The organism is Oceanicola sp. D3, assembly GCF_006351965.1.
Lineage (GTDB): Bacteria > Pseudomonadota > Alphaproteobacteria > Rhodobacterales > Rhodobacteraceae > Vannielia.
On record NZ_CP040932.1, the window covers coordinates 2,842,826 to 2,864,739 of the forward strand.

The window sequence follows — 21,914 nt, forward strand, 5'->3', positions numbered from 1 at the left end:
AGGGGATTTTCAGGATGTCTATTGCTTCAACTTCCGCCGGAGTGGCCGGTGTTGCTGGCGTCGCGGGTGTCGCGGGTGTCGCTGGGGTGGCAGGCGTTGCCGGGGTTGCTGGCGTTGCCGGTGTGGCAGGTGTCGCCGGGGTTGCCGGGGTTGCCGGTGTCGCGGGCGTGGCTGGCGTGGGCGGCGGCTACTCGCCCGGCATGTCCGGCTCGATCCTCACCAGCCGGGACGGGATTGCCGGGCCCTACGAGGCCCTCGCCAACGCCCCCACGCAAATGCCCGCCAATGATGTGGCAACCCTCTCCGAATGGGGCACCACCGAGCGCCTCAACATGATCCTCGGCGAGGTCGTCGGCTCCATCGGCGTCACCGGATCGGGCGAGAGCTGCGCGGCCTTCCACCTCGAAACCTCCGGCGGCGATGCCGATACCCCGCCCGGAACCGAATACAAACGTCTCGTCAAACTCACCCGCCCCTCCCCCGATGATTTCCTCGCCCAAACGGCGGTGGTGCACAACTACGCCGACCTGCGGGTCGACCGGGCCGCGGAGATCTTCAATCAGGTCGGCTACGCCATGACCTTCTTCCAACCCATTCTCGGGCTGCGGGCGGGGATCCACAAATATACGCTGGAGCTGATCGGCGTGGTTCAGGCGGCGACCATCAGCACCGAGATGCAGTTCAAGCAGCGCCTCGCCTGCCTGCGCCCCGATCGCTTCTCGGCCCAGATGATGCCGCTAATCCCCACGCCCGGCCACGGCGCCCTGCCCTCGGGCCACGCCACCGAAAGCCACTGTGTCGCCCGGCTGCTGATCCATCTGCTGAAGGGCAAGGCCGCCCTGCCCAAGCAAAGCGAGCTGCTGATGGCCACGGCAGCGCGCATCACCGTCAACCGCACGGTCGCCGGGGTGCACTTTCCGGCAGACAACTTCGCCGGGGCCACGCTTGGCTTCACGCTGGCCGATTATCTCGCCCAGCGGGCCGGAGCCAACGGCGCGGCGGTGTCGGAGGCAGAGTTCAACGGCGTCGGCATCGGCGATGAAGACTATCACCTGTCCAAGGTCTACGACCTCGCGGCGGATGCGCCCAAGGCCCACGGCACGCTGATCACACGCGGCGCAGCCGTGGCCGGGGTGTCACCCGCGCCGATGCTCTCCTGGCTCTGGTCGGAGGCGCGGAAGGAATGGGCAGACGCCTGATCCTTCGCCCCTGCCCTCCCCACCCCAACAAAGGCCCGCGCCATGCCCGACACGCTCAGCTTCACCCCCGAGGACGACCCTGAAAGCGTCACCGCGATGTTCGATCCCTACTCGGCATGGTCGCTCCGCTACGCGCTGGAGTTCGACCTGACCGCAACCGAAGACCGCGATGATCCGCAGGACTTCCGCTACATGTTCACCGTCGACACCATGCAGGCGGGTGACATCGAGGATCTGCCCGAGCCCTTCCGCATGGAGGGCGACACTGACGTGGTGCTGCTCACCCGGTCGGTCAACATCGACGGCAATACCGAAAGCGCGCAGGGCACCTTCCAATCCATCGCGCCCTTTGACCCGGAGAAAAACAACTTCAGTCTGCTGGCCCCGGCCGAGGGCGGCAAGAGGCAGCTGGCGGCGCCGCCTGACATGGACGAGGCGGGCGAGCTGGCAGAGGCCGAGGCTGAGGAAGCCGAAGACGAGGCGCGCACAGCCTCGCGTGACACGCTCCGCTTTCGCGCTCCGCTGCGCAAGGTCTCCCTGCCCACCGGCACCCAGTGGGTGATGGAATACACCGCGCAGGGCCTGCCCGAAGCCACGGCAACCATCGTCGGCGTGATCGACGACGGCATCAACCCGGCCCACAGCGCCTTCCACGATGCGTCCGGCGGCACCCGGGTGGATTTTGCATGGGTGCAAGACGCCGCCGCGCCCACCGGCCCCACCACCGTGCCCTTCGGGCGCGAGCTGACCAAAGCAGAGATCGACGCCGAGCTTGCCGCAGGCCCCAAACCCGAGGTCGACCGTCTCGCCGCTCTCGGCCTTGGCGACTTTACCCGCGCGGGCGTGCATACCGTGGCCCAACGCCTCTCGCACGGCACCCATGTCGCCTCGCTCGCGGCGGGCGACGGCCCAGACCATCTGCGCCTGCTCACCGTGCAACTGCCCGCCGCCGTCACCATGGCCACATCCGGGGCCTTCATGTCGCCCTTCGTGCTGGCGGGCGCGGCGCATATCCTTGACCGGGCCTGGCTGATGTCACTGGCCGAGGGCTTCCCGATCCCGGTGGTCATCAACTTTTCCTATTCGCTCTCCGGCGGGCCGCACAACGGGCTGCACTTTCTGGAGCGGGCGATTGATACGCTGGTGCAGGCCCATATCGAACGGCTGGCGCGGCAGTTCCCGACCAAGCCGGGGCGGGCCGAGGTGGAGGTGGTGCTGCCCTCCGGCAACCGGCTTCTGGCGCGCGGCCACGCCGAGGTGACAGGCGGCGCGGCTGGCCGCACTTCCAAAACCGCCCTCACCCTGCCTTGGCGCGTGCAGCCGGGGGATGAGAGCTCCAATTTCCTTGAGCTCTGGATGCCGCGCAACGCCGCCGGGGTGGAACTTTGGCTCACCCCGCCCGGCGGCACGCCCACACGCGTCACCGGCCTCAACGCCGCCCAGGCCGTGGTGATCCACGAGGCCGCAGACCCGACCGCCGTCATCGGGCGCATCTCGCTTGACCGGCAGAAGGGCCAGAAGGCGCTCGACGGCATCGCCCGCAAAAAGCGCGTGCTCATCGCCCTCGCCCCCTCCTGCATGCCCGCCGCCGTCGCCCGCCCCGGCGCGCCCTCCGGCCTCTGGACGGTGGAGCTGCGCGCGCGGATTTCCGAGGGCGAGCGTATCGAAGCCTGGATCCAGCGCGATGACGCCCCCCTCGGCTACCGGCGACAGGGGCGGCAAAGCTACTTCGATGACCCGGCCTACCAGCGCTGGGATGCGATGGGCGGCGTGGCCGTCTATGATAGCGGCTCCTCAGTGGTAAAGCGCGAGGGCAGCCTCAACGGCATTGCAACCGGCCGGGCGAGCAAGGTGGTCGGCCCCTCGACAACGCGCGACGAACGGCTGGCCAAGGGCTTTGCCGCGCTTGGCGATCTGCCCGGTGCGCCCGGCTATGCGCCTCTGGCCGGGCACCCTCCACGGGCCGCCGCGCCCTATGCCGCCGCCGCCACCGCCCCGATGCGCAAGCCCGACCACTCCGCCGAGGGCGACCGTTCCGCCGTCTGCCCCGGCGTGATCGGCGCCGGTGCGGCCTCGGGCAGCCGGATGCCGATGAACGGAAGCTCCGTCGCCGCGCCGCAATACGCGCGCTATCTGGCCAACACCTACCTCGGCCTCGCGCCTCCCGGCCCCGCTCTCTGGCCAGCGGCCAACGAAACCCAGCATGTGGCGCGGCTTGGTGCCCGCGCCCTCCCCCCGCAGCCGGGCAGCGTGGCCGGGCAGCGATAGTTAATGCAGCGCATATCGGCCCAATCGTATTTTCAGGGGCCAGTTGAAGGACATTTGAGTTGAAGATCTGTCTCGCCAACGGAGACGTCGGGCCCCGCCCCGACACCGCACCCGACACCGATACAGCACCGGATTGGGCGCTTCGTCCGGGGTATTTCTTTCCCGATGCCGCCGATGAAGAGCGGCTGGGGCTCAACCAGCTGCTCACCCGGCTCGGCAACGCGATGGATGGCGAGGAGATCGCATGGGGCGGCACCCGCACCGAGGCGCTGGCCCTTGTGCCGCTCGCCGCGCAGGCCGCGCTCTGCTTCGTCACCACCGAACGCGCCCGCATCAGCCCACCCGACTTTGCCAGTGAGGCCCTGCTGCCGCTCGACCGCGAAGCAATGTCGCATTACCTCGTGCAGGCCACCCCCTTTGCCCCCCGGCCCGACCCGGTGCTGCCGCCGCCCGCCACGCGGGTGCAACAGGCGCTCGCTGCCCTGCCCGATCCGGCCGCCGCACTGCACTGGCTGCTGCTCAACCGGCTGCTGCCCGCGCTCTGCGATGGTGCCATGGTCTCTGCCGTGCGCGAGGCCCGCGCGCCGCTCTTCACCAATGCACCCGAGGGGCCGGCGATGCCGCTGGAGTTTGCAGCGGCGCTGCTCTCGGCGGCCCCCTTCCGCCAACCCTCGTCGCGCCACCTTGCCATCAACTACTGGCTGAACATTCCCACCGCGCAGGGCGTGCTGACGGCCCTGCGCCAGTCCGATGCCACACGCAAAGCACGCTTCCCCCTGATGCCCCGCCTCGAACCCGCCGATCTCAGTCGGGGCGATGCAGGCGCGGTGCTGGTCGAGGACGAGTTGCACAAGCGCACGCCGCTGTGGTTTTACCTTTGGCGCGAAAAGGCGCTGCTGGCCTCCGAAGGGCGGCTTGGCCCGCTAGGTGCACGGCTGCTGGCCGAAGGCATCGTCGGCCTCATCGCCCACGCAGGCAACGCCGCGATGGCGCATGATGAAAACAGCCCCCCGCCCGAAGGCACGCTGCAGGCTTGGGAGACGGCACTGGCCTGACGGCCCCGCCGCGACCTATGGCTCGTGAAAGGCCTCGCCCGCCTTGGTCAGCGGCTTGGTGAGGTAGCTCAGGATGGTCTTCTCGCCGGTGTGCAACTCCACATCCGCCACCAGCCCGGGCCGCATCTCCATGCTGGCCTGCCGTGCGGTGCGGGCGCTGTCGTCGATCTTCAGAACCACCTTGTAATGCGGCTCGGTCTCGGGGCGGCGCTCATCCTTGAACGTGTCGGCGGAGACAAAGTAAACCTCCCCCTTCAGCGAGCCATAGATGGTGTAATCATAGGCCGAGAGCTTGATGGTCGCAGGCTGGCCGGGGCGCACGGTGGCAATGTCGCGCGGCTTCACCCGTGCCTCCACGAACAGGTCATCACCCAGCGGCACGATCTGCAAAATCTCCTCGCCGGGCCGCACCACGCCACCGATGGTGGACACGGAGATCTTGTTCACGATCCCCTTCATCGGTGATTTGATCTCGGTCCGCGCCAACTGGTCGGCGCTGATCCTGAGTTGTTGGCGCAGGCTCGCCAGTTCCTTCAGCGTCTCGGCATATTCATCCGCACGGCGCAGCTCTGCAGTGCTCACCACCTCGTCGTAGCGCGCGCGCGCATCCGAGGCGGCCTTGCGGGTGCGTGTGACCTCGATCAGCGCCACCACCTTCTGCTCCAGCATCCGTTCCATCAGCCGGTTCTCTTCCTCGGCCTGCGCCAGCACCGCGCGGGCGCCATCGGCGCGGGCGGTGTAATCCGCCTGCCGCGCGGCCAGCAATGCCCGCTCGGAGGCAACAATCTCGGGGCTGCGCTCCGCCAGCGCCTCCGGCACCGTAAAGTCAAACATCCCCTCCAGCTCCGCCTCCAGCCTGAGGCGGCGGATCTCCAGCCCGGTGATCTTGTCACGGATGTCATCGACGTTGGTCTGAAAGCCCGTGCCCTGCAGCCGCGCCAGCACATCGCCGGGGGCCACCTCATCCCCCTCGCTCACCGCCAGATCGGCCAGAATGCCGCCCTCGAGGTTCTGGATGATCTGCGGGCGCGATGACGAAACAAGCTCTGCCGGGGCGCGCACGATCTCATCCACCTTGGCAAAACCCGCCCAGAGCAGAAAGATCACCACCGCCGCCACCACAGTCCAGATCAGCCGCGAGGGGCGGTTGAGGCGGGTTTCAAGCTGGGCGTCAAAGCCGGTGCCGCCCCCCGAAGAGCCAGAGGCGCTCCGAGCGCTCATGCGGCACCGCCCAGCGGCAGGCGCTTGGCCGCGCCGCTCTGCTTGAGATGCGCCAGCACCTCATCCTTGCTGCCATCCACCACGATCCGCCCCTGCCCAAGCACCACGATCCGCTCGGCCAGCGACAGGATCGGCAGCCGGTGCGTTGCGATCACCGCCGTGCGCCCCTTCAGCCATTCACCCAGCCGCGCCACGATCTGCGCCTCCAGCGCCTGATCAAAGGCCGCCGTCGGCTCGTCGAGCAGCAGCACACGCGGATCTTGCAGCCAGAGCCGCGCCCAGCCCACACCCTGCCGCTGGCCTACGCTCAGGCCCTCGCCGCCATCGCGAATATCCAGATCCAGCCCCTTGGGGTGGCTGCGCACAAATTGCCCCAGCCCGGCAAAGTCCAGCGCCGCCAACAGCCGGTCATCATCGCGCTCCAGCAGGTGCATGTTGAGGTTGTCCCGCAGGGTGCCCGCCACCAGCCGCACATCCTGCGCAAGGTAGCCGATGCCACGGCGCAGGTCGGCGGGGGCGATCTGGCCAATGTCGGTGCCATCCAGCATCACCCGCCCTTCGGTGGGCGCATAAAGCCCGGTGAGCAGCTTCATCAGCGTCGATTTGCCAGAGCCGTTGGAGCCCAGCACTGCCAGCGTCTGGCCCGCGTTCAGTTGCAGCGCAGAGATATCCACCACCGGCGCGGCCTCTTCGTCATAGGCAAAGCGCGTGCCCAGCAAGGTGTAGCTGCCCTTCAGATGCTCACGCCGCAGATATTTGCGCCCCTCGGCCACGTCCTGCGGTGCCTCGGCCACCGCATCAAGGCCGCTCAGAGCGTGCTTCACATTCGACCAGCGCGACATGGTGGCCGCAAGCTGGCTCAGCGGCGCAAGGGTGCGGCTCGTCAGGATGCCCACGGCAATGATGGTGCCCACGGTAAAGTCGCCTGCGAAAACAAGGAAAGTGCCCAGCACCACGGCGGCCACATAGGTGGCCTGCTGCACGCCCTGGCTCCAGAAAGTGAGCGCGGCAGATAGGCGGCGTTGCTCGGAGGATTTCAGCGAGGAGAGCGCGTTCAGCTCGTCCCAAGCCCGCATCAGCCGGTCTTCGCCGCGCTGCGCCTTGATCGTGTCCAACTCGTAGATCGCCTCATGCAGCACCCGGCCCGCCTTCACATTGGCGCCCTGCGTCTCGCGGGTCAGCTGCATCATCCGCCGCTGGAGGAACCAGCCGGGCAGCACCATCAGCACCCCGCCGATGATCAGCACCCACACCACCGGGCCGGCAATCGCCGCAACCAGCAGCAGGAACAGGCCGATGAATGGCAGGTCCGTCAGCGTCCCGATGGTGCCCGCGGTGAAAAACTCGCGCACCGAGCCAAACTCGCGCATCGTGGCAAACAGCTCCGAGGGCGACTGGCTGCGCTTGTCAGAGCGCATCCCCACCACCCGGCTCATCAGCAGGCGCTGAACGCTCAACTCAATGGTCCGCCCGCCACCATCCATCAGGCGCGAGCGGGCGAGCTTCAGCAGGCCTTCAAGCAAAATAGCAAGCCCCGCGCCCAGAGCCAGCACCCAGAGGGTGGCCATGCTCTGGTGCGGGATCACCCGGTCGTACACCTGGAGGGAAAACAGGGCGACCGAAACGGCAAGCAGGTTGGCGACGAGGGAGCCAATGGCGATCTCGGCGATATAGCGACGAAAGCGCGGGAACTCGCCCCAAAACCAATGGGGCTGCTTCGCGCCGGTGTCATGGGCGGCGGCCACCTCGGCCAGCGGCATCTCGGCTTTCAGCACCCGGCCCGCATAATGCGGGGCAAATTCTTCCACCGGCACCACCGTGCGATTGTCCGGCCCGGTGGTGTCATAGACCGTCAGCTCATCGCCCTGCTGCGAGAGCACAAGCACCAGCTGGCCGCGCTTCATCTGGGCGATGGCGGGCCATGTGGTGGGGAGCGGCTCTGCCTCGCGGCGAATGGCGGCCAGCATCCCGGCTTGGCTGAGCGCGCCTGCAAGCGCCTCCACCGTCACCGGCCGCTCGGCCCCGCCACTGCGCGCGATATCTTCTGCAATATCGCGCCCCAAAAGCGCCTTGCCCAGCACACCGGCATAGGTGGCGGCCAGCTCTGCGCGGGCCTTCAGCTGCGCCGGGTTGCCCTTGGGCTTTGGCGCGGGCGTGGCCTCGGGCGCCGAAGCGGGTGCCGCCTCCGCAGCCGCCAGCGGGGCAATCTTGCCCAATGCCTGCTTGCCCGCCACAACGCCGCGAATGCCGGCGCGGCTCATCTTCAGCTTCAACGAGGTGCGCGGTGCGTTCATATGCGGCTCCCATCCACCAGCAGGCCCAGCTCCGCGGCGATTTTCAAATGTGTCAGCGCGGCCCTGTGGGTCAGGGCCACGCGCTTGGTTTCGGCATCCAGCCATGTTTCAAAGGTGTTCACCACGTCGAGCACATTGCGCTGCCCGCCGTCATACTGCTGGCGGAAAATCTCGTAATTGCGCCGGGCCTGAGCGGCGAGCGTCGCCTGCTCGGCGGCCTGCCGCTCTGTCGCGGCCAACTCTTGGCGCAGCCCGGCGAGGCTACGGGCGCTCTTTTCGCGCGCCTGCCCCAGCTTGGCCTCCGCGCCCTCCTCGGCGGCCTTGATCGCCTTCAGCCGTGCGCCGGTGCCAAAGCCCAGCCCGTTCTCTGCGCCCACATTCAGCGCCCCGCCGCCATTGCTGAGATCGGCCTGCGCCGAAACGCCGGGCAGATATCCGGCACGCTCGATCTTGGCCTGCGCCACCAGCCGTGTCTTGTTGGCCTCGGCCTTCAGCACACCAATCGCCTTCTGCTCGCCGCCGGGCACGCTGGCCTTGCCGAGGCCCCGCACATCTTGCAAGGGGCGCACCGACATCGCGTTCAACTCCGCCAGCGCGGTGGCCGCCGCCTCTGCGCCCGCGTTCATCGTTGCCTCCACCTCGGCCCGCTTCTGGCGCATCACCGAAAGCTCGGAGAGGTCAGAGACGCCGCCGCTCACCCGCTGCTCCATGACCCACTCGAAATGCTTCATCTGCTCCAGCCCGGTCGCCGCCACCGCCGCCTCGGCGCGGCCCTGCTCGGCAGCGAGGTAGAGTGAAAGGGCCGAGAGCACGCGGGCGTTGGTATCTTCGGCCAGCACCACGGCGGCATGCTCCACATCCGCCGCCGCAAAGGCCCGCTCGGCCTTCTTCTTGCCGCCCTGCCAGATCACCTGATCGAGAATGATGGAGGAGACCAGATCCCCCAGCGAGGTGAGCGAAACGCTGGGGCCGATGGTGGGCAGCCAGTTTTTCTCTGCCGCCACCGCCCGCAGCTTCGCGGCGCGCAGGTCGGCCTCGGCGGCGCGGCTGTTGGCTTCCAGCACCGCACCCGCCACCTTGGCATAGGCACTGCCCGGCGCGATCACCGAGCGACGGCGCAACAGGTCTGCGATAACGGTGCTCTTGGAGGCCTCCGCCTGCCCCAGGGCCGGGGCCGCCGGGTCACTCGCGCCGCGCGCTGCAGTGTCGCCACCGCCCATGCAGCCCGACAGCAGCACCAGCACGGCACAGCTCATCCATATGGTTCTGCTCGCGGGGCGCATCACGCCTCCTGTCCCTGCCTCTGCCCGGGCGGCGCCTCTATGTGGGCGCCGTCCCGGAAACCTCATTCCCACGCTGACGGGATCACACCAGCGCCGGGTTCACCTGTATGTCCTGGTCGACGACAAGCGTGCCCTCGCCCAGCGTGTACACATCGTAGCTCTCGCCCTCGATCACCCGCGTCTCGCCGGTGGCCGTGGCCCCCGCAGCATTGACGATGTCATCATCGCCGCCGTGAATGACGAGCTCATTGGTGAAGCCCGAAAGCTCCGCCAGTTGATCGGCCGTGATCGTCAGCTCCGCCTCGGAGGCAAACTGCAGGTCCACCGCCTGAATATCGAACTGGCCAAGGCCCGGGTTGGCAAGATCAACCACCGAGTTGCCCGGATCTTCCATCACGAAGAGCGTGCCCGCGTGGTTGCCCGCCGCATCGGTGGAGGTGACAACAAGGTTAGAGCCGGTCGGGATCGCCTCGTTGAAGTCAAAGATCACCTCGCCCCACTCGTCGTCGATCTCCAGATCGTAGGCCACCGCAGACACATTGCCCGCGCCGTCGATCTGCTGAACTTCGGTGATATCGTCGTTCTGATCCACGCCAATCTCGCGCACACCCGTGCCCCCCTGACGGAAGCTCAGGATCACCGGCGCATCGGGGTTGTCGGTATCCACCGATACATCCGTGGTCTCGGTGCGGGTGTTGCCCGCCGCATCGGTGGCCACAACCGTGGCAGCGGCGGTGTATTCGCCCGTCGGGATCTCGCCCGCGGCAAAGGCCACCGTCCAGTTGCCCGCCGCATCGACAGTTGCGGCATGGGTGGTGCCCTCAAAGCTGACGATCACGCTCGACCCGGGCTCAACCGTGCCCGCAAAGCTCACCCCATCGGCCTGCTCTTCGGCATTCACGATGTCGTCGCCCTCAACCGTGGAAATGGTCAGCGGCTCCACAAAGGTATCCACCTGCACCGAGTCGGTGATCGAGGCCATGTTGCCCGCCCCGTCGGTTGCCACCGCCGAGATGCTGGCCAGATAGTCGCCCTCCGGCACCTCTTGCGGCGCGAAGGTGGTGAACCATGTGCCATCCGCCAGCACCACCGCCGTATGCGTTGCGTTGCCTAGCGTGACCTCAACCGTCGAGCCCGGCTCGACCGTGCCCGAAAGCTGCACGCCCTCGCCATGTTCGACCTCGTTGACGATATCATCCACCGCGATCGGCCCGTCGAGCGTGAGGTCGATGATACGATCCACCTCGATCTCACCCGCCGCCGTGGCCATGTTGCCCGCCGCATCCGTTGCGGTCACAGACACGCTCGCCATGGTCTCGCCCGCCGGAATGTCGCCGGGGAGGTAAGCCACCTGCCAGTTGCCAGCGCCATCCACCGTGGCCGGTCGCGTGACCCCCGCGAAGGTGACCTGAACCGCTGCGCCCGGCTCGCCGGTGCCGGTCAGCACCACGCCGTTGGCGGCCTCGGCCTCGTTGATGATGCCGTCGCCTTCCACCTGGGTGTTCAGCGTCACAGCGGTTTCTGTGTCGATGGCCAGCGTGTCATGCGCGGTCGAGCTGTTGCCCGCCGCATCCGTGGCGGTCACAGAGATCGGCGCCTGATAGGTGCCCGGCGCAATCTGGCCCGGGGCAAAGCTTGCCGTCCAGCTGCCATCGGCGGCCACCACGGCCGGCACCGTCACATTGCCCAGCTGCACGTTCACCGTGGAGCCCGGCTCGGTCATGCCGGTGAGGGTCACGCCATCCGCCGCTTCCACCGCATTCACCACGTCATCAGCGGTGACCGGCGCGCCCGAAATCGTCACCCAGCCCATCGTATCCACATCCACCACGGTCGTTGCCATCGAGGCATTGCCCGCAGGCGATGTGGCCGTGGCGGTGACGGGCATGTCGTATTCCCCCGCCGGAAAGCTCGACGGCGGGAAGGTCACAACCCAGTTGCCGCCCGCATCCACCACGGCAGGGTAGTTGGCCCCGTTCATGGTGATCATCACGGAAGAGCCCGGCATCGTGGTGCCCGTGAGCGAGATCGACTGCCCCGCTTCGGTGCCATTCACCACATCATCTGCGGTAACGGGATTGCCCGAAAACTCCACAAAGCCCAGCGTGTCCACCACGAGCGGCGCGCCGGTGGTGGCCACGTTGCCCGCGCCATCTGTCGAGGTCACGGAAATCTGCGAGGTATAGGCCCCCTCGGGGATGTCACCCGGCGCAAGCGTCAGGCTCCAGCTTCCGGTCGCGCTGACGGTTGCCGGATAGGTCGCATCGCCAATCTGCACCTCAACCACGTTGCCCGGCTGGGTGCTACCCGTCAGCACCAACCCGCCCTCGCGGTCCTCGGCATTGATCACGCCATCCGCGCCCGCAAAGCCCGGGGTGAGCGTGACATTCGTCACCGTGTCCACCGTCCAGCTGCTGCTGGCCGTGGTCACATTGCCATGGGTATCGGTTGCCGTGGCCACCAGCGTGGCCTCGTATTCACCCCCCGGAAACTCGCCGGGGCCAAAGGTAAGAGACCAACTGCCATCGCCAGCCACGGTCGCCGGATAATCGGTGCCCTCAAAGCTGATCACCACAGTCGACCCCGGCTGCGTCACGCCGGTAAAGCTGATACTGCCCTCGGCCTCGGTGCCGTTGATCGTGTAATCACCGCCAAAGGAAAGATCGTCAAAGCTGACGCCCCCCACCGTGTCCACCACGATCACATCGCCATAGGTGGCCGAGTTGCCCACCGCATCCACAGCGTAAACGCTGACATCGGCTTCATACTCACCCTCGGGCGCAGCGTCGGGGCCAAAGGTGACCTCCCAAGTGCCGCTTTCGCCCACCACCAGCTCGGTGGCCACGCCGCCGACGGTAACGATCAGCGTCGCGCCCGGCTCGGAGGTGCCGCTGACAACAACGCCGTCGCCATAGCTGTCGCCGTTGAAGAAATCATCCGTGGAAACCACGCCCGAGGTAAAGGTCACCTCCGGGGCAACGGTGTCGATCAGCACGTCCGGGCCGGTCAGCACCACCTCGTCGCCGCCCTGATCATTGGTGGTCACTTCCACCACATAGTCACCATCTTCGGGCAGCGTGTCGCCGGTGAAGATCACCTCCCAGGTGCCGTCATCACCCACGGTCACAACCTGGGTCACATCGCCCGCCGTCACCACAACATCCTCGCCCGGCACGCCGGTGCCGATCACGGGGAAGCTCGGCTCGGGGTCGTCATCGCCGCCAAGGATCCAGTCGCCCGGCTCAACCGTCACGTCATAGGTGGGGCCACCGCCGCCACCATCGTCACCGCCACCCACGCCAGTGATGACACCGCCAACACCCACAAGCGCGGGGATCGCACCGCCACCAATGCCACCAAGGCCAAGCAGCCCAGTGTCAAACTGCGCCGCCATCACCTCGGGCTCTTCGTAGTGAATCAGATCGTCACTCGGGCTCCATTTGCCCCAGCTCGCCTCGTGCTGGTAAAGCGCATAAAGCTCTTCATCCGCACCTTGGGTCAGCTCCACCGCCATCAGGTCGCCGCCCTTGGAGAGGTAAAGCATGTTCTCGCCGTCGAAATAGCCCGCCAGCCGGATCATCGACCCATCGGCCAGCTCGATCACCAGATCGTCGCCATCGCGGGTGTAGCTCTTCACATCAGCTTCAGCGAGGTGCAGCGAAACTTGCTGCCCATTGCCCACGTTCAGCCGGGAGCCAACACCATCATTGCCGAAAGTACCATTGGAGAGGTTGCCCGCGCCATCACGGACCACAAACTCAATTGCCTGCATCATAACCGCCTTTGTGTAGCCCAGCGTCTTATGCGCCAGTGCGTTTATATACGTCCGCCCTATATTTTGTTGTTAGGGGCGTTACTCACTACTCTTGCTGCCAGATATACAGGATGATTCGGAAAAACAAAGCGGAAATTTGCCGAAATTTTGCCACACTTGCCCTTGGGGCATAAAAAGCTGCCTATACAATATCTTGTAGCCTCATTTCGAGGCACCCAAACCGCCCGCGCAGGCCAAAAACGGGATCGAAAACTCAAGTTTTCTTGCCTGAAAACCGCCAGATCAGGCCTCGCCCACCCTGCATTTCCGCATCGCCGTCAATGCCCGATTTCGGATCGACCGCGTTCAGCGCAGGGCCGCCTGCACGCGCTCGGCAAAGTCCTCGCCCCGCTTTTCGAAGCTGTCATATTGGTCAAAACTCGCCGCCGCCGGGGCCAGCAGCACCGTCTCGCCCGGCTGTGCCTCGGCCACCGCCCGCGCCACGGCCGCTTCCATCGTGTGGCACACTTCCGCCTCCACACCCGCGCCCAGCCGCATCGCAAAGCCCTCGGCCTCGCGCCCGATGACATAGGCTTTCACCACATTGCCCAACTGGCCCTGCAGCCCCTCCAGCCCGCCTTCCTTCTCCAGCCCGCCACAGATCCAGCGAATACCATTGAAGGCCGCCAGCGCCTTGGCCGCGCTGTCCACATTGGTAGCCTTGCTGTCGTTGACGAAGGAAACACCCCCCGCCTCGGCAATCCGCTGCGAGCGGTGCGGCAGGCCCTCAAAGCTGCGGAACGCGCGTTCAATGTCCTTCGGCCCCAGCCCCAGCGTGCGACAGGCCGCATAGGCCGCGCAGGCGTTCTGGTGGTTATGCGCGCCCGGCAGCCCCGGAATATCGCGCAGGTCAACCGAAGCCACCTGCCGCCCCTTGCGCCATTCGGCTAGGAAGCCCTTCTTCGCAAACACAGTCCACCCGGCCCCGGCCAGCTTCTGCCCGCTGCTCACCCGGATCACCCGGTCATCCCCCGGCCCCTCGGCCATCTGTCCGGCCAAAAACAGCCCCTCGGGCTCATCCACCCCAATCACCGCCCGGTCCGGCCCGCCCTCTGCAAACAGCCGCCGCTTGGCCGCGAAATAGCCGCCAAAGCCGCCATGCCTGTCGAGGTGATCGGGGCTGAGGTTGGTGAACACCGCCACATCCGGCGTCAGCGCCCGGGCCAGATCGGTCTGATAGCTCGAAAGCTCCAGCACCACCACGCCACCATCGCCCACCGGCTCGATATCCAGCACCCCGCGCCCGATATTCCCCGCCAGCTGGCAGGCCCGCCCCGCCTCGTTCAGGATATGGTGGATCAGCGCCGAGGTGGTGCTCTTGCCGTTCGACCCGGTTACCGCCACCACCTTCGGCACCACGTCAAACCTGTCCCACTCCGGCGTGGCGAAAGAGCGAAAGAACAGCCCGATGTCATTGTCCACCGGCACCCCCGCCGCAAGCGCAGCGGCAATCGCGGCATGCGGCGCCGGATACAAATGCGGGATCCCGGGCGACACCACCAAGCTGGCCACCCCCTCAAAGGCGCCCGGCTTGGTCAGATCGCGCAGCGCAATCCCCTCGGCCTCCGCCTTTGCCCGGCCACTCTCGCCATCGTCCCAGCCAATCACCTCGGCGCCGCCCGCCGCCAGCGCCCGCGCCGCCGTGAGGCCAGAGCGCCCCAGCCCAAGAACTGCCACAGTGGCCCCATCAAACCCGCGCACAGGGATCATCGCAAACTCCCGTTCAACCCGATCCCTGCCTACAACTAAGCGCAACCACCCGCAATCGCGCCCGAACCACCTGCATTTTCTTGCTGAAAATACTCAATCCCACGCCAACGCCACGCGCCACTGCCCTTCAGGCCCAAGGCGTTGCCGCCAAGGGCGGGGTGGCGGCGCGGGGTGGGTGGGTGGGGGGAGCGCCGTCACCCCGCCCGTCACCACTCAATCGGCAACTTGCGGCGAAAGAACCCGCCCGTCGGCCCATCCTCGCTCAGGGTCGCCAGCCACAGTGCCGTTTCCGCAGCCTCCTCGGGCGAGCTGGTCGCCTCCGGCCCGCCCATCCGCGTGCGCACCCAGCCCGGGTCCATCGCGTTCACCTTCACATGAGGCGGCAAATCCCTCGGCAACACACAGGTCAGCGCGTTCAGCGCCGCCTTGGCCACGCCATAGCCATTCGGCCCCGCCATCCCCTGCGCAAAGCTGCCGTAGCCGGAAGAGACATTCACGATCCGCCCCCAGCCCCGCAGCGCCATCCCCGGCACCAGCGCCCGCATCAGCAAAAACGGCGCTTCCACCATCACCTGCATCGCCTCGAACAACCCCTCCGGGTTTTCAAACAGCGACCCTTGCGGAAACACGCCCGCGTTGTTCACCAGAATGTCAAAGGGCTCGCCATCGAGCAGCGACAGCATGTCATCAGGCTGCGTGAGGTCCATCACGAAGAGATCGGCCCCCAGCGTATCCGCCGCAGCCTCCCCCGCCGCCTCGTCGCGGCAGGCAATCACCACCTCATGGCCCCGCGCAATCAGCCCTTCGGCAATCGCATAGCCGATCCCCCGGTTGCCGCCCGTGACAAGCGCCCGCCGGATGATCCCGTCATCACTCACCGGATTTTCAGCGTCGCCAGCCCGATCAGCGCAAGGATCAGCGAGATGATCCAGAACCGGATCACGATCTGCGGTTCGGCCCAGCCGCGCTTTTCAAAATGGTGGTGCACCGGCGCCATCAGAAACACCCGCTTGCCGGTGCGCTTGAAGTAAAGCACCTGGATGATCACCGAGAGCGCCTCGGCCACGAAGATCCCGCCGACGATCGCCAGCACGATCTCGTGCTTGGTCACCACTGCAATCGCACCCAAGGCCCCGCCAAGCGCAAGGCTGCCGGTATCGCCCATGAACACGGCGGCAGGCGGCGCGTTGTACCACAAAAAGCCAAGCCCCCCGCCGATCAGCGCGGCGCAGAAAATCAGCAACTCGCCCGAGCCGGGCACGTAATGCACGTCGAGGTATTCGGTAAAGTCCACCCGGCCCACCGCGTAGGAAATCACCCCAAGCGTCCCGGCCGCAATCATCACCGGCATGATCGCAAGGCCGTCCAGCCCGTCTGTCAGGTTCACCGCATTGGCCGAGCCGACGATCACGATCATCGAGAAGGGCACAAAGAAGATGCCGAGGTTGATCAGCACATCCTTGAACACCGGCAGCGCCAACTGGCCCTGCAACTCCACCGGATGCACCCAGGCCGCCGCCGTGCCCGCCAGCGCGGAAATCAGCAGGCCAAGGCCAAAGCGCACCTTGCCCGACACACCCTTGGTGTTCTGCTTGCTCACCTTGGCATAGTCATCGGCAAAGCCGATCAGCCCGAAGGCAATGGTCACCAGCAGCACGATCCAGACATAGGGGTTGTCGAGCCTTGCGCAGAGCAGCGTCGAAAGCGTCAGCGCCGAAAGGATCAGCAAGCCCCCCATTGTCGGCGTGCCCGCCTTGGTCAGCATATGGCTTTCCGGGCCGTCATCGCGAATGGGCTGGCCGCCCTTCTGGCGCTTGCGCAGCATGTTGATGAGCGGCCGCCCGAAGATGAAGCCAAAGACCAACGCGGTAAAAAACGCCGCGCCGGCCCGAAAGGTGATGTAGCGAAACAGGTTGAACGCCCCGCCCCCGTCACCAAGCTCTGCCAGCCAATAGAGCATGCCCCAGCCCCTCTTTCTCTTTTGTCGTTGTCGTTAATTCGGGCTGCCTTGGCCCATTTTCCGTATCGCGTCAACAACCCGCGCCAGCCCGGTGCCCAGCGAGGCCTTCACCAGCACAACGTCGCCTGCATCCACCAGCCGCGAGATTTCCTTGGCCATCGCCGCGCCATCAGGTGCGTGATGTCCGCGCTGATCTTCCGGCAATGCAGCGTGCAGCGCCTCGCTCAGCGGGCCCACCGTGTGCACCGTGTCAATCGCCTCCATCGGCCCCAGCCCGGCCAGCGCCGCATGCAGCGCTCTCTCCTCCGGGCCCAGCTCCAGCATATCGCCGATCACCGCAATCCGGCGGCCCTTGCGCACCCGCCCGATGCCATCGCGCGGCGCGGTGGTGGCCAGCATTTCCAGCGAGGCCGCCATGGAGGCCGGGTTGGCGTTGTAACTGTCGTCAAACAGGGTCAAAAACCCACCCGCATGGGCCGGGTCTGTGGTGACCTCTTCTTTCGCGCCGCGTCCTTCATAGGGCGTCCACTTCGCAAGGTCCGCCGTGGCAAGCCCCGCATCGGCCCCCAGCGCCTCCGCCACCGCCAGCGCCCCCAGCGCGTTCATCGCAAAATGCGTGCCCGGCGTGGTCAGCTTGAACAGCGCCGACCGGTCGTGCAGCCGCGCCTCCGCCACCGTCTGCCCCTCCGTCAGCACCACCTTGCCCAGCGCAAATTCGCCGTCTTTCCCAAAGGTTACAACCGTCCCGCCAGCCGCCTCGGCGGCAGCGCGCAAAATCGGCGTGGTCTCAAGATCGCCATTGATCACCGCCACGCCGCCCGGCTCCAGCCCCTCGAAGATGCTCGCCTTCTCGCGGGCAATCCCCTCCAGCGAGCCAAAGGCCGCCATATGGGCCGGGGCGACCGTGGTGATCATCGCCACATCGGGCCGCGCCATACGCGCCAGCGGTGCAATCTCGCCGGGGTTGCTCATGCCAATCTCGATCACGGCAAAATCGGCATCCACCGGCATCCGCGCCAGCGTCAGCGGCACGCCCCAATGGTTGTTGAAGCTCTTTTCGGCCGCGTGCACCCTGCCCTGCCGCGCAAGAATGGCCCGCAACATCTCCTTGGTCGAGGTCTTGCCCACCGAGCCGGTGACACCCGCCACCTTGGCGCGGCTGCGTGCCCGGCCCGCCCGGCCCAGCGCCTCAAGGCCCTCCAGCACATCCGGCACGATCAGCAGCGGGGCCTCTTCGCAGCCCTCCGGAACGCGGCTCACCAGCGCCGCCGCCGCGCCCTTGGCCAGCGCATCGGCAACAAAGTCATGCCCGTCGCGCACATCTTTCAACGCCACGAACATCTCGCCGGGCACAATGCTGCGGGTGTCGATCGAAAGCCCGGTGGCCGCCCAATCGCCGCCCCGCGCCTGGCCGCCCGTGGCCTGCGCCGCATCGGCAGCCGTCCACAAGGCGCTCATGTCATCTGCCCATCAAGCGCGGCCACGGCAATCGAGGCCTGCTCCACATCGTCAAAGGGAAACACATCATCCCCCACGATCTGCCCGGTCTCATGCCCCTTGCCCGCAATCAGCAGCGCATCGCCCGGCCCCAGCGCATCGACGCCGCGCAAGATCGCCTCAGACCTGTCGCCCACCTCGGTGGCCTCCGGATCGGCCTGCAGAATGGCCGCGCGGATGGCCGATGGGTCTTCCGATCTCGGGTTGTCATCTGTCACGATCCGCACATCGGCATGGTCTCGCGCCGCCTCGCCCATCAACGGGCGCTTGCCTGTGTCGCGGTCGCCGCCTGCGCCGTAAACCACCACAAGGCGGCCCATCACATGCGGGCGCAGCGCCTTCAGCGCGGTTTCCAGCGCGTCCGGCGTATGGGCGTAATCCACAAACACCGCCGCACCGTTCTGGCGGGTGGCGGCCAGCTGCATCCGGCCCCGCACCGTCACCAGCTGCGGCAGCGCGTTGAACACCTCCACCGGATCCGCCCCGCTGGCGATCACAAGCCCGGTGGCCACCATCACGTTTTCCGCCTGAAAGCCCCCAATCAGCCCCAACCGCACCTGCCGCGGCGTGCCCTCATGCAAAAACCGCAGGTCTTGCCCAGTCGCATCGAACCGCTGCGAAATGATGCAAAGCTCATAGCCCTCATCGCGGCCCACCCGCAGCACCGCATGGCCCGCCTCCTCGGCAATCGCCGCCATCTCGGGGCCGCGCGCATCTTCCATGTTGATCACCGCCGGCGCATCGTCGGCCAGCACCCGATGAAACAACCGCGCCTTGGCGTTGAAGTAGTCTTCAAAGGTCTCGTGATAATCGAGATGATCCTGCGTGAAATTGGTGAAGCCCGCCGCCGCCAGCCCCACGCCATCCAGCCGCCGCTGTGCCAGCCCGTGCGAGCTGGCCTCCATCGCGGCATGGGTCACCCCCTCCTCCACCGCCGCCGCCAGCGCGCGGTGCAGGGTGATCGGCTCGGGAGTGGTGTGCTTCAGCGGATATTCCCACGCGCCCTCTACCCCGGTGGTGCCAAGGTTCACCGCCGCAAGGCCCATCGCCATCCAGATCTGTCGGGTAAAGCTGGCCACGCTTGTCTTGCCGTTGGTGCCGGTCACGGCCACCATCACATCGGGCTGGGCGCCAAACCACAGCGCCGCCGCCATCGCCAGCGCGCCGCGCGGGTCTTCCACCACCACCAGCGCCGCGTTGAAATCGCGCAGCGCCTCAGCGGCCAGCGCCGCGCCCTCGGCATCAGTCAGCACCGCGCTCGCGCCCATGCGCAACGCGTAGCCCACGAACTCTGCGCCATGAATGTTCACGCCCGGCAGCGCCGCGAAGAGAAAGCCCTCTTCCACATCGCGGCTGTCCACCGCGAGCCCGGCGATCCGCGCTTCAGCCCCGCCCTGAGCGGTCAGCCCCAGCTCTGCCAGCGATCTTACTTTTGCTCTCTCGCTCATCGCTGGCTGACCCCTGCTTTCTGCTCAATTCGAGGCCTTTACTATCGCAGCTTCAGCGCCGGGTTCAACGCTTGGCCGAAGGCCAAGAAGCGGGGCGACGCGGCGGATCATCTCTGCCGTCACCGGCACCGCCGTCCAGCCCGCCGTGCGGCGCGGCTTGGGGCCGGTCAGTTCCACCGGTTCATCAAGGCTGACAACCAGCACGTACTTCGGGTCATGGGCCGGGAAGACGGTGGCGAAAGTGGCAATCACCTTGTCCTTGTAATAGCCACCCCGCGGCTTGGGCTTGTCGGCGGTGCCAGTCTTGCCACCCACCGCATAGCCCTCCACTTCGCCAAAGCTGGCGGTGCCCTCGGTCACAACCTTGCGTAGCATAATTCGCGCACGCTCCGATGTGCGCGCACTCACCACGCGGGGCCCGGTCTTGTTCACGCTCTGCTTCAGGAGCGTCGGGTAAACCCTTGTTCCCCCATTCAAAAGAGAGGCGTATCCCGTCGCCAGATGCAGCGGGCTGGCCGAAAGGCCGTGGCCGTAGCTGATCGTCATCGTGGAGATTTCCGACCAATTCGGCGGCAGCAGCGGCTTGCCCGTCGGGGCCTCTACCATCTCCACCGGGGTCGGCTCCAAAAAGCCCAGCTGGCCGAGGAACTCCCGCTGCCGCTTTGCGCCAATGTCCATCGCCAGCCGCGCCGTGCCGATGTTGGAAGACTTCACGATGATCTTCGTCACACTCAGCTCATTGCCGTAGTTGTGGAAATCGCGAATCCGGTGCTTGCCCCATGTCAGCGGGCCCTTGGTGTTGATCACCGTGTCCGGGTTCACCAGCCCCAACTCCATCGCCTGAGCGGCGGCAAAAATCTTGAAGGTCGAGCCAAGCTCATACACACCCTGCACCGACCGATTGAACAGCGGGCTGTCAGATTGGTCACCACTGGTCAGCGGGCGCGGGCGGTTGTTTGGGTCAAAGTCCGGCAGGCTGGCCATGGCGATGATCTCGCCGCTGTGCACATCCATCAGCACCGCGCTGGCACCCTTGGCGTTCATCAGCTTCATGCCGCCATAAAGCACCTCTTCCGTCACCGCCTGCACGGTGAGGTCGATGGTCAGCTCAAGCGGCTTGCCGGCGCGGGCCGGGTCACGCAGCAGCTCGTCAAACTGCTTTTCCACGCCCGCAACGCCCACAACCTCGGCGCTATGCACCCCCTCGCGGCCAAAGCTCGCGCCGCCAAGGATGTGCGCCGCCAGCTTGCCATTGGGATAAAGCCGCATCTCGCGCGGGCCAAACAGCAGCCCCGGCTCGCCAATGTCATGCACCGCCTGCATCTGCTCGGGGCTGATCTTCTTCTTCACCCACACAAACTTGCGCTTGCCGGTGAACTGCCGCTTCAGCTTTTCCACGTCCAGATCGGGGAAGATCTTCGCCAGCTCCTCGGCGGCACGCTCCTTTTCCACCATATGCGGCGGCTGGGCATAAAGAGAGTGAGTCGAAAGGTTGGTGGCCAGCACCCGGCCCTGCCGGTCAACAATGTCGGCCCGGGTGGCGCTGATCAGCTCGGCCACGCCGCCGCTGGTCGGCTCGGCGGGAACCGAGGCCGCAAGGTGCCCCATCCGCGCGCCGATCACCACGAAGGCGCAAAAGAAGCACACGCCCAGCACAAACAACCGCCCCTCGGCGCGGAATCGCAGCTTGTCACGCTGCTCCTCATTGCGCTTGCGCAGGTTCTCGCGCTCGATGGCATCGGGGTTCTGCCCGCTCTGGCGCGCAGCAATGACGCGGGCCAACGGGCGCAGCGGGGTGCGGGTCATGGGGTCTGCTCCTCTTCGTCATCCAGCGTGCCGCTGATTTCTACCGGATCGGTAATCGGAAGCGGCTCCTCAGCCGGGAAGCCCACCTGGTCGACCCGTCCAAACTGCTCGGCCCCGAAAGGCAGCAGCCCAAGCCGGGTAAAGTTCAGCTCCGCCAGTTCGGCCAGCCGCTCGGGGCGGTTGAGATAGGCCCATTCAGCCCGCAGCATCGCGCGGGTGTCATAGAGCGCGCGGATCTCGCCGCGCAGCTTGGCCATATCCTTCTGGGCTTTCTGTGTCTGGTAGTTCTCATGATAGGCCCAAAAGGCCAGGCCCATCACCGCCAGCGCCGAGATGACATAGAAGAAGCCACGCATCCG

14 protein-coding genes are annotated in these 21,914 nt (G+C 66.5%); 3 read left to right on the forward strand and 11 right to left on the reverse strand.

Features of this window, described 5'->3' with window-relative positions; genetic code table 11:
* Nucleotides 1-14: 14 nt before the first annotated feature.
* Genes FHY55_RS14220 through FHY55_RS14230 form a run of 3 tightly spaced genes read left to right on the forward strand, consistent with a single transcriptional unit; the run spans nucleotide 15 to nucleotide 4,522 of the window.
* Nucleotides 15-1,199 carry a phosphatase PAP2 family protein gene (locus tag FHY55_RS14220; protein ID WP_140014827.1) on the forward strand — a complete coding sequence of 395 codons (1,185 nt, stop codon included), beginning with the start codon at nucleotides 15-17 and terminating at the stop codon, nucleotides 1,197-1,199.
* Nucleotides 1,200-1,241: 42 nt separating this feature from the next.
* Nucleotides 1,242-3,467: a S8 family serine peptidase gene (locus tag FHY55_RS14225; protein ID WP_140014828.1), complete on the forward strand. Its 2,226-nt coding sequence runs from the start codon at nucleotides 1,242-1,244 to the stop codon at nucleotides 3,465-3,467.
* 59 nt (nucleotides 3,468-3,526) lie between these two features.
* Complete coding sequence (locus FHY55_RS14230) at nucleotides 3,527-4,522, forward strand: hypothetical protein (RefSeq protein ID WP_140014829.1); 996 nt, start codon at nucleotides 3,527-3,529, stop codon at nucleotides 4,520-4,522.
* A gap of 15 nt (nucleotides 4,523-4,537) precedes the next feature.
* Here FHY55_RS14230 and FHY55_RS14235 read toward each other — a convergent pair whose 3' ends face one another.
* The 11 genes from FHY55_RS14235 to FHY55_RS14285 form a co-directional block, all read right to left on the reverse strand.
* Complete coding sequence (locus FHY55_RS14235; RefSeq protein WP_140014830.1) at nucleotides 4,538-5,743, reverse strand: HlyD family efflux transporter periplasmic adaptor subunit; 1,206 nt, start codon at nucleotides 5,741-5,743, stop codon at nucleotides 4,538-4,540.
* On the reverse strand, nucleotides 5,740-8,037 hold the full coding sequence (locus FHY55_RS14240; protein WP_254695317.1) for an ATP-binding cassette domain-containing protein: 2,298 nt from the start codon (nucleotides 8,035-8,037) through the stop codon (nucleotides 5,740-5,742). Before FHY55_RS14240 ends, FHY55_RS14235 begins: the two co-directional genes overlap by 4 nt.
* Nucleotides 8,034-9,320: a TolC family protein gene (locus FHY55_RS14245; RefSeq protein ID WP_168223017.1), complete on the reverse strand. Its 1,287-nt coding sequence runs from the start codon at nucleotides 9,318-9,320 to the stop codon at nucleotides 8,034-8,036. The genes FHY55_RS14240 and FHY55_RS14245 overlap by 4 nt, the downstream gene beginning before the upstream one ends.
* 82 nt (nucleotides 9,321-9,402) lie before the next feature.
* Nucleotides 9,403-13,092 (reverse strand): Ig-like domain-containing protein, encoded by a 3,690-nt coding sequence (locus tag FHY55_RS14250; protein WP_210410491.1) that lies wholly within the window; start codon nucleotides 13,090-13,092, stop codon nucleotides 9,403-9,405.
* A gap of 348 nt (nucleotides 13,093-13,440) precedes the next feature.
* Nucleotides 13,441-14,844 (reverse strand): UDP-N-acetylmuramoyl-L-alanine--D-glutamate ligase, encoded by a 1,404-nt coding sequence (gene murD / locus FHY55_RS14255; protein WP_140014833.1) that lies wholly within the window; start codon nucleotides 14,842-14,844, stop codon nucleotides 13,441-13,443.
* A gap of 206 nt (nucleotides 14,845-15,050) precedes the next feature.
* Nucleotides 15,051-15,722, reverse strand: a complete 672-nt coding sequence (locus FHY55_RS14260; RefSeq protein WP_217524697.1) for an SDR family NAD(P)-dependent oxidoreductase — start codon at nucleotides 15,720-15,722, stop codon at nucleotides 15,051-15,053.
* Entirely contained in the window at nucleotides 15,719-16,804 is a 1,086-nt protein-coding gene (gene mraY / locus FHY55_RS14265; protein ID WP_140014834.1) for a phospho-N-acetylmuramoyl-pentapeptide-transferase, read from the reverse strand. The genes FHY55_RS14260 and mraY overlap by 4 nt, the downstream gene beginning before the upstream one ends.
* Nucleotides 16,805-16,837: 33 nt before the next feature.
* Complete coding sequence (gene murF / locus FHY55_RS14270; RefSeq protein ID WP_140014835.1) at nucleotides 16,838-18,262, reverse strand: UDP-N-acetylmuramoyl-tripeptide--D-alanyl-D-alanine ligase; 1,425 nt, start codon at nucleotides 18,260-18,262, stop codon at nucleotides 16,838-16,840.
* Entirely contained in the window at nucleotides 18,259-19,749 is a 1,491-nt protein-coding gene (locus FHY55_RS14275; RefSeq protein WP_140014836.1) for a UDP-N-acetylmuramoyl-L-alanyl-D-glutamate--2,6-diaminopimelate ligase, read from the reverse strand. Before FHY55_RS14275 ends, murF begins: the two co-directional genes overlap by 4 nt.
* 24 nt (nucleotides 19,750-19,773) lie before the next feature.
* Complete coding sequence (locus FHY55_RS14280; RefSeq protein WP_140014837.1) at nucleotides 19,774-21,555, reverse strand: penicillin-binding protein 2; 1,782 nt, start codon at nucleotides 21,553-21,555, stop codon at nucleotides 19,774-19,776.
* Nucleotides 21,552-21,911, reverse strand: coding sequence for a cell division protein FtsL (locus tag FHY55_RS14285; RefSeq protein WP_140014838.1), 360 nt, complete (start codon nucleotides 21,909-21,911; stop codon nucleotides 21,552-21,554). The genes FHY55_RS14280 and FHY55_RS14285 overlap by 4 nt, the downstream gene beginning before the upstream one ends.
* Nucleotides 21,912-21,914 lie beyond the last annotated feature (3 nt).

What these genes read in the sequence shown, in the direction of transcription:
- FHY55_RS14220 (WP_140014827.1), top strand. Translation starts at nt 15, where the DNA reads ATGTCTATTGCTTCAACTTCCGCCGGAGTGGCCGGTGTTGCTGGCGTC.
- FHY55_RS14225 (WP_140014828.1), top strand. Translation starts at nt 1,242, where the DNA reads ATGCCCGACACGCTCAGCTTCACCCCCGAGGACGACCCTGAAAGCGTC.
- FHY55_RS14235 (WP_140014830.1), bottom strand. Translation starts at nt 5,743, where the DNA reads ATGAGCGCTCGGAGCGCCTCTGGCTCTTCGGGGGGCGGCACCGGCTTT.
- FHY55_RS14240 (WP_254695317.1), bottom strand. Translation starts at nt 8,037, where the DNA reads ATGAACGCACCGCGCACCTCGTTGAAGCTGAAGATGAGCCGCGCCGGC.
- FHY55_RS14245 (WP_168223017.1), bottom strand. Translation starts at nt 9,320, where the DNA reads ATGCGCCCCGCGAGCAGAACCATATGGATGAGCTGTGCCGTGCTGGTG.
- FHY55_RS14250 (WP_210410491.1), bottom strand. Translation starts at nt 13,092, where the DNA reads ATGCAGGCAATTGAGTTTGTGGTCCGTGATGGCGCGGGCAACCTCTCC.
- murD (WP_140014833.1), bottom strand. Translation starts at nt 14,844, where the DNA reads ATGATCCCTGTGCGCGGGTTTGATGGGGCCACTGTGGCAGTTCTTGGG.
- mraY (WP_140014834.1), bottom strand. Translation starts at nt 16,804, where the DNA reads ATGCTCTATTGGCTGGCAGAGCTTGGTGACGGGGGCGGGGCGTTCAAC.
- murF (WP_140014835.1), bottom strand. Translation starts at nt 18,262, where the DNA reads ATGAGCGCCTTGTGGACGGCTGCCGATGCGGCGCAGGCCACGGGCGGC.
- FHY55_RS14275 (WP_140014836.1), bottom strand. Translation starts at nt 19,749, where the DNA reads ATGAGCGAGAGAGCAAAAGTAAGATCGCTGGCAGAGCTGGGGCTGACC.
- FHY55_RS14280 (WP_140014837.1), bottom strand. Translation starts at nt 21,555, where the DNA reads ATGACCCGCACCCCGCTGCGCCCGTTGGCCCGCGTCATTGCTGCGCGC.
- FHY55_RS14285 (WP_140014838.1), bottom strand. Translation starts at nt 21,911, where the DNA reads ATGCGTGGCTTCTTCTATGTCATCTCGGCGCTGGCGGTGATGGGCCTG.